The organism is Agrobacterium sp. CCNWLW32, assembly GCF_037083425.1.
Lineage (GTDB): Bacteria > Pseudomonadota > Alphaproteobacteria > Rhizobiales > Rhizobiaceae > Agrobacterium > Agrobacterium radiobacter.
The window spans coordinates 88,500-103,421 of the sequence record NZ_JBAOJM010000011.1; the positions used below are offsets into that span (position 1 = coordinate 88,500).

Annotated in this window: 12 protein-coding genes; 9 read left to right on the plus strand and 3 right to left on the minus strand. The window is 59.4% G+C overall.

The genetic code is table 11. From position 1 onward, the window contains the following. Positions 1-92 precede the first annotated feature (92 nt). The 5 genes from V6R85_RS20165 to V6R85_RS20185 all read left to right on the plus strand — a co-directional run bounded on the left by V6R85_RS20165 (position 93) and on the right by V6R85_RS20185 (position 7,657). The gene (locus V6R85_RS20165; RefSeq protein WP_336377169.1) at positions 93-1,817 is read left to right on the plus strand and encodes a glycerol-3-phosphate dehydrogenase/oxidase; all 1,725 of its coding nucleotides are present in this window, start codon (positions 93-95) and stop codon (positions 1,815-1,817) included. 2 nt (positions 1,818-1,819) lie between these two features. Then, a complete protein-coding gene (locus tag V6R85_RS20170) occupies positions 1,820-2,662 on the plus strand; it encodes a class I fructose-bisphosphate aldolase (protein ID WP_111782358.1) in 843 nt (280 codons plus the stop codon). Continuing rightward, positions 2,655-4,154 (plus strand): FGGY-family carbohydrate kinase, encoded by a 1,500-nt coding sequence (locus V6R85_RS20175; RefSeq protein ID WP_223567283.1) that lies wholly within the window; start codon positions 2,655-2,657, stop codon positions 4,152-4,154. The genes V6R85_RS20170 and V6R85_RS20175 overlap by 8 nt, the downstream gene beginning before the upstream one ends. 279 nt (positions 4,155-4,433) lie before the next feature. Then, positions 4,434-6,638 carry a methyl-accepting chemotaxis protein gene (locus V6R85_RS20180; RefSeq protein WP_336377170.1) on the plus strand — a complete coding sequence of 735 codons (2,205 nt, stop codon included), beginning with the start codon at positions 4,434-4,436 and terminating at the stop codon, positions 6,636-6,638. A 113-nt stretch (positions 6,639-6,751) separates the two neighbouring features. After that, complete coding sequence (locus V6R85_RS20185) at positions 6,752-7,657, plus strand: LysR substrate-binding domain-containing protein (RefSeq protein ID WP_003505935.1); 906 nt, start codon at positions 6,752-6,754, stop codon at positions 7,655-7,657. Positions 7,658-7,718: 61 nt separating this feature from the next. Here V6R85_RS20185 and V6R85_RS20190 read toward each other — a convergent pair whose 3' ends face one another. Continuing rightward, entirely contained in the window at positions 7,719-8,411 is a 693-nt protein-coding gene (locus V6R85_RS20190; protein WP_112978629.1) for an SDR family NAD(P)-dependent oxidoreductase, read from the minus strand. Positions 8,412-8,421: 10 nt separating this feature from the next. Beyond that, the gene (locus tag V6R85_RS20195) at positions 8,422-9,624 is read right to left on the minus strand and encodes a pyridoxal phosphate-dependent aminotransferase (protein ID WP_111834242.1); all 1,203 of its coding nucleotides are present in this window, start codon (positions 9,622-9,624) and stop codon (positions 8,422-8,424) included. 426 nt (positions 9,625-10,050) lie between these two features. Here V6R85_RS20195 and V6R85_RS20200 point away from each other — a divergent pair, with 426 nt between their 5' ends. Genes V6R85_RS20200 through V6R85_RS20215 form a run of 4 tightly spaced genes read left to right on the plus strand, consistent with a single transcriptional unit; the run spans position 10,051 to position 13,998 of the window. Next, complete coding sequence (locus V6R85_RS20200) at positions 10,051-10,983, plus strand: ABC transporter permease (RefSeq protein ID WP_111834241.1); 933 nt, start codon at positions 10,051-10,053, stop codon at positions 10,981-10,983. Beyond that, entirely contained in the window at positions 10,980-11,783 is an 804-nt protein-coding gene (locus tag V6R85_RS20205) for an ABC transporter permease (RefSeq protein WP_003505942.1), read from the plus strand. The genes V6R85_RS20200 and V6R85_RS20205 overlap by 4 nt, the downstream gene beginning before the upstream one ends. 25 nt (positions 11,784-11,808) lie before the next feature. Next, positions 11,809-12,885 (plus strand): ABC transporter substrate-binding protein, encoded by a 1,077-nt coding sequence (locus tag V6R85_RS20210; protein WP_003505945.1) that lies wholly within the window; start codon positions 11,809-11,811, stop codon positions 12,883-12,885. A gap of 9 nt (positions 12,886-12,894) precedes the next feature. Beyond that, a complete protein-coding gene (locus V6R85_RS20215) occupies positions 12,895-13,998 on the plus strand; it encodes an ABC transporter ATP-binding protein (RefSeq protein WP_020810713.1) in 1,104 nt (367 codons plus the stop codon). Positions 13,999-14,133: 135 nt separating this feature from the next. On the opposite strand, the gene V6R85_RS20220 is transcribed toward V6R85_RS20215, so the two are convergent. Continuing rightward, on the minus strand, positions 14,134-14,901 hold the full coding sequence (locus V6R85_RS20220) for a 5-oxoprolinase subunit PxpA (RefSeq protein ID WP_020810712.1): 768 nt from the start codon (positions 14,899-14,901) through the stop codon (positions 14,134-14,136). Positions 14,902-14,922 lie beyond the last annotated feature (21 nt).

The window sequence follows — 14,922 nt, forward strand, 5'->3', positions numbered from 1 at the left end:
GAACAGCGCATTATTTTCGTCCCGTCTCTCACGTCGCTTTAAACGGTCAACAACATTGGGACGCTGGTCATCAGCCAGCGAACGGTATTTCTATGCCCAGTTTTCGCGAGGACGCTCTGCGCCGCATCCGGCACGATGGTGATTTTGATGCCGTCGTTATCGGCGGCGGCATCAACGGAATTGCCGCCTATCGCGATCTCGCCCTGCAGGGGCTGCGGGTGCTGCTGGTCGAGCGCAACGATTTCTCCTCAGGCTGCAGCGCCGCACCCTCGCGCATGATCCATGGCGGCCTGCGTTATCTCGAAAACGGTGAATTCAGCCTCGTGGCAGAGTCTTTGCGGGAGCGGGACGCACTTCTGAGACTCGCCCCGCATATGGTTCGTCCGCTGCCGACCACGATCCCGATTTTCTCGACTTTCAGCGGCCTTTTCAACGCGGCAGCAACCTTTGCCGGCTCAGGCGGAAAACCCGCAAGCCGGGGCGCTCTCGCCATCAAGGCGGGTCTCATGCTCTATGATTTTGTCACCCGAAAAAACCGTATTCTGCCCCGTCACGCGTTTCGAGGCGCGCCCGGGACTTTGCAGCATTGGCCGGATCTGACGCCGGAAATCAGATACTCCGCCACTTACTACGATGCGTGGATAAGCCAGCCTGAACGGCTTGCGCTGGAGCTTCTGATCGACACCCGTACCGATGCGCCGCAAAGCATTGCGCTCAACTATGCCGAACTTGTCCGTCTTGGCGATGAGTACCGTCTTCGGGTGGAGGGCGCGGATGAAACTCTGCCCATCCGCCCAAGGATCATCGTCAATGCGACCGGCGCATGGATCGACGAGACGATTGGCACGCTGACCGCCGGACCAGTGGCGGAGAAAGCAAAACCGACCGTCTCCGGAACCAAGGGATCACATCTGATCATCGCCAACGACGCGCTTCTCAAGGCCCTGAACGGCCATATGATCTTTTTCGAGAATGCCGATAATCGCGTCTGTATCCTCTTTCCCTATCTCGGCCGGGTTCTCGCTGGCTCGACCGATATCAAGGTGGATCGTCCCGAGCGGGTGCGCTGCGAGCCCGAGGAGCGGGACTATATTCTGGACGCGATCCGGCAGGTCTTTCCGCAGATTGACATCGACCATTCCGACATCGTCTTCAGTTTCAGCGGCATACGCCCGTTGCCGCGCAGCGATGCCGCCTTTACCGGAAAAATATCCCGCAGCCATTTCATCCACCACGTTGCGGGCGATCCGCCACAGCTCTGCATGATCGGCGGCAAGTGGACCACCTTCAGAGCCTTTGGTGAGCAGGTGACCGACGAGGTTCTGGCCTTTCTTGGACGCAGACGACTGACAGGCACCATGGATCGCCCGATCGGCGGCGGCAGGAATTTTCCCGCCGGCGCAGGCAGCCTGCCGGCCCTGCTGTCGGAGGAGTTCTCGATCGCCGGAGACCGGGCGGAGCATCTGGCTCTGGCTTACGGCTCCCGCGCCTTCGATCTGATGGGCTTTTGTCGGGACCGCGCAGATGATGCACCGCTTTCAGAAAAATCGCCGATAACGGCCGCGGAGGTGATCTGGCTGATCCGCTGTGAACACGTGCGACACCTGACCGATCTCGTGTTGCGGCGTACGACGCTCGCCATCACCGGCGTCATCGATGCCGAACTGATCGACGCGATCTTGAACGTCGCGGCACGCGAGCTGGGCTGGCCGACCACCCAGGCGGCAGCGGAACGGCAGCGGCTTACCCATGAGCTGGAGACTTTTTACGGCGTCACGCCGGCAATGCTTCAACACAGATGCAAGGAGAATGCATGATGATGCGGATTTCGAAAAAGGCGCGCATGAACCGGCTGTTTCGCAATGGCGGCTGCCTCGATGTGGCCATCGATCACGGGGTTTGCAACGAGCCGAGCTTCCTTGTCGGGCTGGAGGATATGGCGCAGACCGTGGGCAGGCTGGTCGAGGCCGGTCCCGATGCTATCCAGATGGCCTATGGGCAGGCCGATCTGCTGCAGCAGCGGTCGGAGCGCGACAAGCCGGCCCTCGTCATGCGTATCGACATGGGCAATCCCTATAATTCCACGCGCCACAGAACGATGTGGTCGCAGCTACAGAACCATCACGATCCGATCATCGGTGCGCTGGAAATGGATGCCGCCTGCGTCGTCGTGAACCTGTTCATGCTGCCGGACGAGCCGGACCTGTTTCGTCAGTGCGTCGAAAACATCAGCCGCGTGCGGGCAGATTGCCATCGTTTCGGCATGCCGCTGATGATCGAGCCGCTGGTGATGCTGCCCAATGATATCAGGGGCGGTTATCAGGTGGATGGCGATGCGGAAAAGATCGTCACGCTGGTGCGTCTTGCCTCGGAAATGGGAGCCGATATCATCAAGGCCGATCCGACCAGCGATCCGCGCGATTTTCACAAGGTGATCGAAGCCGCGCGGTGCCCGGTGCTGGTGCGGGGCGGGGGACGTGAGGACTTGCGCAATGTACTGGCAAAATCGGCGGCTCTGGTGGCCGAAGGCGCGAACGGCATGGTCTATGGGCGCAATATCTATCAGCACGACAATCCCAAGGCCGTCGTTGCGGCGTTGATGGCCATCATCCATCAGGGTGCAGGTGGTGAGGAAGCATGGGATATCTATAATCGTGGCTGACAAAAATTACATATTGGGTCTCGATGTCGGCAACACGGTCATCAAGGCCGTGCTGTTCGACACGGCGGGCCGGCAGATCGCGCAACACGCCATCGATGGACATTCGACGTTCCCCCAGCCCGGCTATGTCGAGCGCGATCTCGAGGAATTATGGCGGAACGGCTGCGAGGCGATCCGCCAGCTTCTGGTAAAATCCTCTGTCGATCCCTCCAGCATCCTGGCGGTGGGCTGCGCCGGCCACGGCAATGGTCTTTACCTCCTGGACAAGAACCAGAAGCCCCTGATCGGCATTCAGTCGCTCGACAGCCGCGCCGCCGATGTGGCGGCCGAGCTTGACCGGAAAAGCGGAGCGCAGTTGCAGGCTCGTTGCCTGCAGCGGCCATGGCCTGCGCAAACACCCAGCCTGCTTGCCTGGGTCAAACGGCATGCGCCCGATCTATACGGGCAGATCGGCACGGTCCTGTTCTGCAAGGATTTCGTCAATTTCCGCCTGACGGGTTGCCTTGCCAATGATATTTCCGACCTCAGCGGCGCGGGGCTGCTGGCGTTGCCGGAAGCGCGGCTCGACCGCGAGCTTCTGTCACTTTACGATCTTGAGGACGCGTTCGCGTTTTTCCCCCGTCTCGTGGAATCGGCCGACATCGTCGGCCATGTGACGGGCGAGGCCGCGGCTATGACGGGGCTTTCCGAAGGCACACCCGTCATCGGCGGCTTCTTCGATGTGGTCTCCAGCGCCATGGGGTCGGGCGTCATCAATGCCGGGGAAGCTTCCATCATCGCTGGCACCTGGAGCATCAATCAGGTTTTCGCAGACAAGCCGGTCATCAGTCCCGATGTCTTCATGGTCACGACCTTTGGCCGTGACCGCTATGTCAATATCGAATCTAGCGCCACTTCCGCCGCCAATCTCGAATGGTACGTGCATCGTGTTCGCGGCGACCATGGTGACCATGCCTTCGAGCACTGCAACGAATTGGTAGGCTCGGTCACACCGCGCGCCGACGATCCGTTTTTTCATCCGTTCATTTTCGGATCGCGGCTGGGGGCGGAATTTCGGGGCGGCTTTTATGGCCTCGCCGGATGGCATGGCGAGGGCCATATGTTGCGTGCCCTGTTCGAAGGCGTGTGTTTCGAACATCGCCGCCATATCGGTGTCCTGCGCGAAGCGGGATTGCCGGTGGAAACCGCCGTGATGTCCGGCGGCGGTTCCCGCAGCCAGCATTGGCCGCAGATCATGGCTGATGTTCTGGAAATTCCGCTGCGTGTCGCGGAGGCGCGCGAGACGGGCGCACTCGGCGCGGCCATTGGCGCGGCCGTGGCGATTAGGCTTTATCCTGATTATGAGGAGGCGGTTGCGGCGATGACACGGGTCGCGAATGCTTATCAGCCGGATGCTGCGCAAGTCTCGCACTATGGGCGGCGCTATGGTCTCTATGCGGAATTGACCGCACAGTTGCGCGGCTTCTGGAGCGCCTTGAGGTTACCGCAATAGTCTCCGGCTTCGGCAGAGCGCAATTCCGCGCTGCATCAAACAGAGCCCCTGCGCAGAGAAGTATCTGTGCAGGAGGTAAAATATCGCGTAATAGCTTGTATATACTTCAATATTGCAACTTTATAAAGTATTGATGTTTTTTAATTGCGTGTGAAAAATAGAATTGAAAGTAAATCTTAAACTTAATTTCTTAAGCTCACTCTCCAGCCCGGTCGCCAACAGTTGCGCACGCACCCGTAACTCCCGCTACCGTCGCAGCATAGTTTTGAGGGATGGGACATGCTTTTTAAATCGACAACGGGCCGGAATATTTTTGCGGTCGCCGCATGTGGTGTCTTTGCGACGATCACGGCTTCGGCCGTGCTGTTTTATCGGTCCATGGAGGATACCAGGGCCAACAATCTCGAGCGTATGCGGCAGATCGCCCATGCCGAAGCGCTAGTGACCGAAAAGAATATCGGCGGTACCATTCACATCGTCAACAGCCTCGCCTCGGTTCTGGAATCGATGAAACAGTCAGGTGATGCCGACCGGGGCAAGGCCGATCAGATCATTCACCAGATGCTGGCCAATAACCCCGATATCCTTGGCCTCTGGACCGGATGGGAGCCCAATGCGTTTGACGGTAAGGACGCGGATTTCGCCAACAGGGAAGGCCATGACGCGACCGGCCGGTACATACCCTATTGGGTACGCAGCGGCGGCAAAATAAGCAATACCGCTTTGACCGACTATGCCACCGCAGGCCCGGGCGATTATTATCAATTGCCCTTCACCCTGAAGAAAACGGTCGTCATCGAACCCTATTCTTATGCAATCGACGGCAAGGAGGTTCTGATCACCTCTATCGCCAAGCCGGTTATGGTCGACGGCAAACCTCTGGGCGTTGCTGGCCTCGACCTGTCGCTTGATGAAACAGGCAAGGCGCTTTCGACCATGCGGCCCATGGGAACGGGTTTCGTCAGTCTCGTCAGCGGCGGCGGCAAGATCATCAGCCATCCGGATGCGGCGATCATGGGAAAAAGCCTTGCGGATGGCGGTGCGCAGACCGCTGGCTGGGATCAGCTGATTGCAAATCCCGGTGCGGAGCGGGAGATTACCACACAGGACGGAACGAAGTCCTTCGCCATCGCCTTGCCCGTCATGCTTACCCAGGACATGAAATGGTACGCAATCATCTCGGTGCCGGAAGAAACAGTGCTTGCGCAGCTGCATGCCATGATGCGTGACGCCGCTGTGACGATCGTGACGGCCACCGTGCTGCTGGCGCTGGCGGGATGGTTCATCGCGCGGCGGTTCATCGGGCGCATCGCCAACATCATCGATGAGACCGCCCAGATTGCGCAGGGAAATCTTCAGCTGACACTGAAGGATATCGAGACAAGGGACGAGATCGGCGATCTTGCCCGCTCGCTTGACGTTCTGCGCGAAAACAATCGACAAAAGGCCTCGCTGGAACAGCAGGCGGAGAGCAACCGCGCGCTTGGCGAAGAAGAGCGCACGGTCCGGGAACGCAGGGCCGCCGATGAGGCGAGCAGCATCCGCTTTGCCGTCGACAGCCTGGCCTATGCGCTGGCAAAGCTCGCCGACGGCGATGTGTCCTGTCGAATAGACGATCCCTTTGTCGAGCAGCTCGATGCGGTGCGGAGCGACTTCAACGGCTCGGCCGGGAAATTGCAGGACGCGCTTCTGCGGGTATCGGAAAATGCCTCTGGCATCGATGCCGGCGCCAATGAAATCAAGGCGGCGTCCGATGATCTGGCGCGGCGAACGGAGCAGCAGGCGGCGGCCGTTGAAGAAACCGCTGCCGCCCTTGAGGAGATCACGATAACGGTAAAGGACGCCGCGAACCGTGCACATGAGGCGGGCCGGCTCGTTTCCCGCACGCGCATCGGCGCGGAACGGTCGGGTGAGGTCGTACGGCAGGCCGTGCTGGCGATGGAGCGGATAGAGAAATCGTCAAACGAGATTTCCAGCATCATCGGCGTGATCGACGAGATCGCCTTCCAGACGAATTTGCTGGCGTTGAATGCCGGGGTGGAAGCGGCGCGTGCCGGAGAGGCGGGCAAGGGTTTTGCCGTGGTGGCGCAGGAAGTGCGTGAGCTTGCCCAACGCTCCGCCGCCGCGGCGAAGGAAATCAAGTCACTGATCACAAAGTCGAACCAGCAGGTCGAAGACGGCGTGCATCTTGTCGGCGACACCGGCAAGGCGCTCGATGTCATCGTTGCCGAAGTGCAGGAGATCAACCGGCACGTCGCCGCGATCGTGGAATCCGCGCAGGAACAGTCGTCCGGCCTCCAACAGATCAACGTTGCCGTCAACCAGATGGATCAGGACACGCAGAAAAATGCGGCAATGGTCGAGGAGATGACTGCCGCAAGCCACACCCTGGCAACAGAGGTCGATGCGCTGAACCGGCTGCTCGGCCAGTTCGAACTCGGTCAGGGAACGGGTGTCCATCGGGGTTCTCTCAGGGCGGCCTGATTGGACGCCTTCGCCATCGGCGCTGTTGGGGCCGGCGGGGAAATGGAAGATGGACTTTGTCTGCAAATTGAGCATCTTATTCCTGCAAGCAGTAATGGGATGATCAACAGCAGATGGATATCAGGCGCCTGAAATCGTTTATCACGATTGTCGACATGGGTAGCATAACCAGGGCGGCCGATGTGCTGCATATTGCCCAGCCGGCGCTTAGCCAGCAACTGGCGAGTATCGAGGAGCATTTCCGCCAGAAACTGCTGACACGAAGCCAGCAGGGCGTGGTCATGACCGATGCCGGCAAGGTCGTCTACAGGCATGCGCAGGTCATTCTGCGACAGATGGAGCAGGCGCAGGCGGAGGCGCTGGAAGCGGGCGCGGTGCTTTCCGGCAAGGTGTCGGTGGGGCTTGCGCCTTTCAGCAGCGCCGCCACGCTCTCGCTGCGTCTGATGGAAGAAACCAAGCGGCTTCATCCCGGCATTCTGCTGCACATCACGGAAAGCGTCAGCCAGCCCTATAGCCAGATGATCATGAATGGCCGTTTGGAAATGGGCCTGATTCACGGCACCGGGCCGATCAGGGGCGTCAAGTTCACGCCGCTGTTGCGTGAGGAATTCGTGCTGGTCGTGCATCGCAGCTTCGGCGTGGAACCGGGCGACGCGCCGATCACGGTGGCGGATCTGGCGTTTCTGCCCTTCCTTCTACCGCCGACCTATAATTTCGTACGCCGCGCCATCAATCTCGCTTTCACCCGCAGCCGCAAGGATCTGATCGTCATGGCGGAGCTGGAATCGGTAAGAACCATCGCGCGCGGCGTGGATGCCGGGCTTGGCGCGACCATAACGCCCAAGGCCATCGCCGATCGTATCGTGGCGGAATCCAATGAGGAAATCGTCGTCAGGCAGATCGCCAGCCCGATGATCGAGGAAACGCTGTCCTTCTGCGTATCGGACAATACGCCGCTCTCCGAGCCTGCGCTGGCCGTCAAGGAGATATTGCTGCAACTGGCGGAGACCCTGAAATAAAAGGGTCAGGCCGGTTTTAAAACTACGCGCGGCACAGTCATTCTGCACCGCGCAGAAAAGATTAAAGCATTGATTCCTTGCGGCAATTCACCAGCAATTCGGCCACCGAAAGGTTGTTCGGCAGGCAAAGCAGGGTTTGCACCATTTCAGCGAGATCCTCCGGCTGGGTCATATCCTCGCGGCTGACTTCCGTTTCGCCTGCTGTCATGTCGGTCGCGATGTAACCTGGGCAGAGGGCGGTAGCGCGCACGCCGCTGTCCCATAATTCCTGGCGGATGCCGTGGGTGAGGGCGACGACGGCGAATTTCGTCATTGCATAACCGACATTGGAGCCAACGCGGCGTCCCGCCAGCGAGGCGACATTTATGACCCTGCCCTTTCCGGACTTGACGAGATGGGGAATGGCGGCGCGTGTTACCCTCAGGGGCCCCTTGACGTTGATGCGCCACATCTGGTCGAGGCTTTCTTCGCCCGCATCCATGACCCGGACCTTCGGGTTGATGCCGGCGCAATTTACCAGACCGTCGATCCGGCCATATCTTGTTGCGACGGCTTCAACCCAGGCCTCGGCCGAGCCCGCCTCTTCCGCATCGTATCGATCAGCTGAAAGCCGGTCCTTTACCGCAACAGCGGCCGGATTTCGCGCTCCCGCCGCGACGGTGAAACCGGCTTCGTGAAGCCTCTTGGCGATCGCAAGGCCAAGGCCCCGCGATGCGCCGGAAACCATGATGACACGGCCACTTCCTCCCACCATGCTGCTCTCCCTATTTCATTCCATTGCAGAATTCGGCGATGCGGGCGCAGCCTTCGGCTAGGTTCTCCATGCTGGTGGCATAAGAAAGCCGGAAGAAGGGGCTCAAGCCATAGGCCGCACCCTGCACAGTCGCAACGTGATGTTCGGCGAGAAGCGCCATGACGAAATCGGTGTCGTTCTCGATCTTCTTGCCGCCCTTCGTCGTCTTGCCGATCAGCGCCCCAATGTTCGGGAAGATGTAGAAGGCGCCTTCCGGCTTGTGGCAGCGGATGCCGTCGATTTCGGCGAGCTTGTCGAGCACGAAATCGCGGCGCGTCTTGTAGATATCGGCGCGTTCCTTCAGCAGATCCTGCGGGCCGTCGAGAACCGCGACGGCGGCAGCCTGTACGATGGTTGCGACACCGCCGCTGTTCTGGGTGTTGACGTTGCTGATGGCCTTGATGAGGTCCTTCGGGCCGCCGCAGAAGCCGAGACGCCAGCCGGTCATGGCATAGGCTTTCGATGCGCCGTTGACGGTCAGAACCCGATCATAGAGCCGCGGTTCGACTTCGGCGATGGTGCAGAATTCGAAGTCGTCATAGATCAGATGCTCATACATGTCGTCGGTCATGATCCAGACATGCGGATGCCGCAGCATGACTTCGGCGATCTCTTTCATTTCCGCTCGCGAGCAGGCGGCGCCGGTGGGGTTGTTTGGGAAGTTGAAAAGCAGCCATTTGGTTTTCGGGGTGATGGCGGCTTCGAGATCTTCGGCCCGCAGGCGGAAACCGTTATTTTCGGGGCAAACCACCGGCACCGGCACGGCGCCCGAAAACTTGACGATATCGGCATAGCTGATCCAGGACGGCGCGGGGATGACGACTTCGTCGCCTGGGTCGCAGGTGGCCATGATGGCGTTGAAGATGATCTGCTTGCCGCCGCCCGCCACCAGAATCTGGCTTGGATCGTAGTCGAGATTGTTATCACGCTTGAACTTCCGCTGGATGGCGGCGCGCAGGGCAGGCGTTCCGTCGGCGGGCGGATATTTCGTATCGCCGGCAACGGCGGCCGCGTGCGCCGCTTCAACCGCGTGGGCAGGGGTCGGGAAATCCGGCTCGCCGGACGACAGGCTGATGACCTTGATGCCCTGAGCCGCGAGGTCGCGGGCTTTCTGGGTCATGGCAAGCGAGGCTGAAACGGTGACGTTGTTGAGGCGTTGGGCGATAGCGGGCATGGATCATTTCCGATTGTAACGGTGAAGGCAGGCATCTTCGTGGTGCCAGTGCATGACAAAGAGGTTACGGGAAATTTCCGCCGTTTCCCCAATACGACTTCGATGTGAGGTCATACGGGATTTTGATGCATCGCTCTGAGAGGGCGCAGGTCCATACTCGTATGCGATGACCTAAGAGCAATAAACTATTATGCAGCGCGTCGGCTTAGCCCCTAAGCTCCTGACAACAACAAGGGAACGACGCATCGGACAATATTACCCAAAGAGGTAACCGGCGCGAAAATGCAGAAACATGCGACAGGGGCCGGCAAAAGACCGGATACCTCGACAGGGAGCACACCCAGCAAATTCTAGTCATAGGGCCTGGACGATTTCGTTCGGCTCAACGCGATGCCTCGTGCCGTATTCAACGCGACGGGAGTATAGATGTCGGATATTGCGATCATGGAACCACATGCCCCGCCACGCCGTGGAGTTTCCGGCTGGAAAGCCATCGAGCGCCGGCTGTTTTCGCCCGGCATACTCATCCTGCCGCTTCTGATCTTTCTCACGATCTTTTTCTTCTGGCCGGCAATTCGGTTGATGACCTTCAGCGTCATGACGCAGAACTCGCAGGGGTTGATCGGTGCCCCCTTCACGTTTGCACACTATGTGAGGTTTTTCGAGGTCGATCTTTACCAGAAAGTGCTCTGGGCGACGATCCGCATCAGCCTGATCACTTCGGCTCTCGCGGCTATACTCGCCTATCCGGTCGCGACCGTTCTCGTGCGCGGCAATATCGTCACGACCCGCATCATCACGCTGATCGTCATCGCACCGCTGGCCGTCAGCGTCGTGGTTCGCGCTTACGGCTGGCAGCTCATTCTGGGCAATGGTCCGACCGGTCTCTTGAACTACATCCTGATGAATCTGGGCATCATAGATAGCCCGTTGACGCTGCTTTTTTCGGACGCCGCCGTCATCATCGGCTCTCTGCACATCTTCTTCCCGATGATGGTGCTGCCGCTGTCGTCCGCGCTTGGCAAGATTGATCCGAATCTGCAGCAGGCCGCCCGCACGCTCGGTGCGCCCGCGTGGAAAGTTTTCCTGCGGATCACTTTCCCGCTCAGCCTTCCCGGCCTCGTGGCGGGTTTCACGCTGGTGTTCTCGCTCGCCTCCGCATCCTATGTCATTCCCGCTTTGATCGGCGGTCCCGGCTCGCAAATGCTCGGCAACATGGTCGAACAGCAGGTTCTCGCGGTCTATGACTGGCCGTTCGGCGCCACCATCGCCACCATCCTCGTCTTCATCGTCATTCTGATCAACGCCGTCTCGATGAGGTTGCTCGGCGGGCGTCGTATCAAGGCAAGTGCATCATGAACAACAAGCTGACCGGCACACCCGCCATCGTCCTTTATGCGATCACCGCTGCCATGATGGTCTTCATTCTGGCTCCGATCGTCCTTGTCGTCGCCATCTCGTTTTCCGACAGCTATTTCGTCACCTTCCCGCCGCAGGGTTTCACCTTCCGCTGGTATGCGGCGGTAATGCAGAACGAGGAATTCACCGCCGGCCTCACCTTCAGTGCGGCGCTTGCGGTGGCGACCACCATTCTGTCGCTGGCACTTGGCGTTCCCGCAGCCTTCGCGCTCTCCCGGGGTAAATTCATCGGCCGCTCGCTGATGAAGGGGCTACTGCTTTCGCCGCTGATCTTTCCCGTGCTGGTGACCGGCCTTGCGCTGCTGCAGCTCTTTTCCGGCTACGGCTGGATGGATACCAAGCTGAAGCTTCTCATCGCCCATACCGTGGTGACGTCGCCCTATGTGATCCGCACGGTGCTGACCAGCCTCCAGCTCGTCAATGTCAGCCTCGAGGAAGCGGCGCGCACGCTTGGCGCCACCCGCTGGAAAACCTTCACGCGGGTGATCTTTCCGCAGATCGCGCCCGGTGTCGCCTCCGGCTCGATCTTCTGCTTCATGGTTTCTTTTGACAATTATCCCGTTTCGATGTGGCTGGCCGATTCCGCTAACCTGCCCGTGCCCATCGTTCTCTATCGCCAGATTGGTACGGTCTTTGATCCTTCGGTCGCGACCATGTCCACCATCATCATCGTTCTGGCGGTTACCGTCGTGCTCGTCCTCGACAGGCTGGTTGGTCTGCGCCGGGCAATGGCAATGTAAATCAACAACAAGAGGGGTACCGGAAATGACAGACAAGACCATCATCATGAAACGGCGCAGTTTCCTCACAGTCACCGCAGGCGCGCTCGCCACACCCTATTTTTATACCGCGGCTTCCGCGCAGGACCGCACCATGTATGTCGGCGTCTATAATTCGGCACAGGGCGGGCTGATCAAGAAGGAAGTGATCCCGGCCTTCGAAAAGGAATATAAGTGCCGGGTCCTGACGACTGAAGGCGCAACGCTTGCCAATATCGCCACGCTGCGCGCCACCCGCGAAAATCCGCAATATAGCGTGATGTCGATGGACGATGTCGGCGTTCCCCAGGCCAAGGAGGAAGGCCTGATCGAGCAATTGCCGATCGATGAAATCCCCAACCTCAAGAACGTCTATTCCCGTTATCTTTTCGAAGACAATTTCGGCGTCGGTTTTGCAATTTCGATTGCCGGCCTGTTCTACAATCCGACAACGGGCAAGCCGTTCGAAAGTTACGAACAGATGTTCGACAAGAAATATGCCCGCCGGATGCTTCTGAATACGCCGAAGAATACCCAGAGCGTTCTGATGCTGATGGTGGCGGCCGCACTTGCGACCGGCAAACCGCTGAAAGAAGCGCAATATGCCACCGATGCAGGCTGGGCGAAACTTGCCGACCTGAAGCCGAACGTCCTTTCCATCTATGATGCGGAAGCGCAGACCATGATGGTTGCGCAGGGCCAGGCGGATTTCGGCGGCATCGAATATTCCAAGGCCGTTTATCCACACACCAAAAAGGGCGTGCCGCTGGACATGACCTTCCCGAAGGAAGGCGCTTTCACCGGCATCAACTCCATCGCGCTGGTCAAGGGCGGGCCGCACCGCGATCTCGCTCTCGCCTATATCAACCGCATCCTCGACCCCGGCGTGCAGAAGATGCTGTCTGAAGCCACGCTCAGCGCCCCCTCCGTCAAGGGCATCGAGTTCGGCGCGGATACGGCGAAATTCCTTGCCTATCCGGAAGCGAAGATGGAATCGCTGAACCTCTTCACGCCGGACTGGAAATACATCATTCCGCGCCGCGCGCAGTGGCTCGAAAAATACAACCAGACCTTTAACGGCTGAGGAACGCAGATGAAATCCGTAGAAGTCCGCCTGGAAAGACTGACCAAGCATTACAGCGGTCAGGTCGTTGCCGTCGATGATGTTTCGCTTACCGTCAAGGCAGGGGAAATCCTGGCGCTTCTCGGTCCGAGCGGATGCGGGAAAACGACCTGCCTTCGCATGATTGCGGGGCTTGTCGATCCCACCTCGGGTGAAATCGTGGTCGGCGGCAAGCCGACCACGCGCACCCCGGTTCATCGCCGCAATGTCGGCATGCTGTTTCAGAACTACGCCCTGTTTCCCCATATGACCGTTGCCGAAAACGTCGCCTTCGGTCTGGAGATGCGGGGTGTTTCCAAGGCGGATCGGGAAGGGCGCGTGAAGCAGGCGCTCGATCTCGTTCAGCTGCACGCCTTCGGCGACCGGCTGCCCGCGCAGCTTTCCGGCGGTCAGCAACAGCGTGTAGCGCTGGCGCGCGCGCTGGTGATCGAGCCTTCGATGCTGCTGCTGGACGAGCCGCTTGGCGCACTCGACAAGGGCCTTCGGGAAAGCATGCAGGTTGAAATCCGCAGCCTGCAGCAGCGGCTTGGCCTCACCACCATCATGGTGACGCATGATCAGGACGAGGCCCTGACCATGGCGGACCAGATCGCCGTGATGCGGGACGGCAATCTCGAGCAGATCGCGCCGGCCGGCGAAATCTACCAGAAGCCGCTGACGCGCTTCGTTGCCGGCTTCATCGGCGCCTCGAACTTCTTCGAGGCGAGTGTGGTGGAACGCAACGGTCGCGCCGCACGGCTTGTGACCGGTGCCGGGGTGCGGCTGGATGTGGATGACATGGGTACGGTCCAGGGCGACAAGGTTGTTGTCACGGTTCGCCCGGAGGCGATCTCGGTTTCGCCGCTTGCGGCCGACGCGGGTGAAAACGCCAGCAATTCCACGACGGCAAAAGTGGAGCAGGTCGTCTATCGCGGTTTTATGCTGCACTACTACCTGCGGCTGGATAGTGGCGAGCCGATGATCGCCTACAGGCAGACCCAGACGGAAGGGTTCACCAATGCCGTCAGCGTGGCCGGCGACCGGGTGAAACTGAGCTGGACAAACGACAGCAATCACGTGATCCAGCTGAATTGATACTTCCTCTGCCGGATCGGTTCACCGGTTCGGCCGACGAAAAATACCTGAAAATGTAATGGCACCGTGCTCCAGAAATGATGCACGGTGCCGCAATTGTTTGATTGTCAATGATAAGAGGAAAGCGGGCCGCCCTCAGACGACTACTTCGCGGGCCGGAACGACGCTGCCCCCGCAGGCTTCCACTTCGCTGCGCACCGTGCGAGCAAGCTCCAGCGAACCGGGTGTATCGCTGTGAACGAGGATCGATCTGGCGCGAACGGGGATGATCTCGCCCTCGATTGTCGTGACGGTGCCTTTTTCCAGAAACTGGCGCACGCGCGCGCGCACTTTCGTCTCTTCCTTGATGACGGAATTGGGCAGCTTGCGCGGCACGAGCTGCCCCTTCACATCATAGGCCCGGTCGGCGAGGAAAAGATTGAGCACCTTCAGCCCGCAATCCAGCGCGGCCTTTTCGATCAGCATGTCCGGCATCGAAAAGACGATGAGATTGGGATCAACCGCTTTGATCTTTTTCATGATCCGTTCGGCAAGGGCCGCGTCGCGGTTGATCATGTTGCCCATGGCAGCATGGAAGCTGATGTGAGAAAGCGCGACATCCTGCGCCCTCGCAATCGCCGATAGCGCGCCGAGCTGGTAGAGAACCTGCTGTTCCATTTCTTCCGCGTCGACGGGAATTTCGCGGCGGCCAAAGCCGAGACGGTCGGCAAGGCCCGGATGAGCGCCGACGCCGACGCCGTTCTGTTTGGCCAGACGCACCATGCGCGCCATCATTTCCGGATCGCCCGCATGGAATCCGCAGGCGATATTTGCCGAAGAGACGACTTCCATAAGTTTCTCGTCGTCGCAGACCTTATAGACGCCGAAACCTTCGCCCATATCGGAATTAACATCGATCTTCATGGTCCCTCTCCTTGTTTTTCA

Excerpts from the sequence above, each read along its gene's own strand:
- V6R85_RS20170 (WP_111782358.1), top strand. The coding sequence starts at position 1,820 with ATGCGGATTTCGAAAAAGGCGCGCATGAACCGGCTGTTTCGCAATGGC.
- V6R85_RS20195 (WP_111834242.1), bottom strand. The coding sequence starts at position 9,624 with ATGCCCGCTATCGCCCAACGCCTCAACAACGTCACCGTTTCAGCCTCG.
- V6R85_RS20210 (WP_003505945.1), top strand. The coding sequence starts at position 11,809 with ATGACAGACAAGACCATCATCATGAAACGGCGCAGTTTCCTCACAGTC.
- V6R85_RS20185 (WP_003505935.1), top strand. The coding sequence starts at position 6,752 with ATGGATATCAGGCGCCTGAAATCGTTTATCACGATTGTCGACATGGGT.
- V6R85_RS20205 (WP_003505942.1), top strand. The coding sequence starts at position 10,980 with ATGAACAACAAGCTGACCGGCACACCCGCCATCGTCCTTTATGCGATC.
- V6R85_RS20190 (WP_112978629.1), bottom strand. The coding sequence starts at position 8,411 with ATGGTGGGAGGAAGTGGCCGTGTCATCATGGTTTCCGGCGCATCGCGG.
- V6R85_RS20215 (WP_020810713.1), top strand. The coding sequence starts at position 12,895 with ATGAAATCCGTAGAAGTCCGCCTGGAAAGACTGACCAAGCATTACAGC.
- V6R85_RS20200 (WP_111834241.1), top strand. The coding sequence starts at position 10,051 with ATGTCGGATATTGCGATCATGGAACCACATGCCCCGCCACGCCGTGGA.
- V6R85_RS20220 (WP_020810712.1), bottom strand. The coding sequence starts at position 14,901 with ATGAAGATCGATGTTAATTCCGATATGGGCGAAGGTTTCGGCGTCTAT.
- V6R85_RS20180 (WP_336377170.1), top strand. The coding sequence starts at position 4,434 with ATGCTTTTTAAATCGACAACGGGCCGGAATATTTTTGCGGTCGCCGCA.
- V6R85_RS20165 (WP_336377169.1), top strand. The coding sequence starts at position 93 with ATGCCCAGTTTTCGCGAGGACGCTCTGCGCCGCATCCGGCACGATGGT.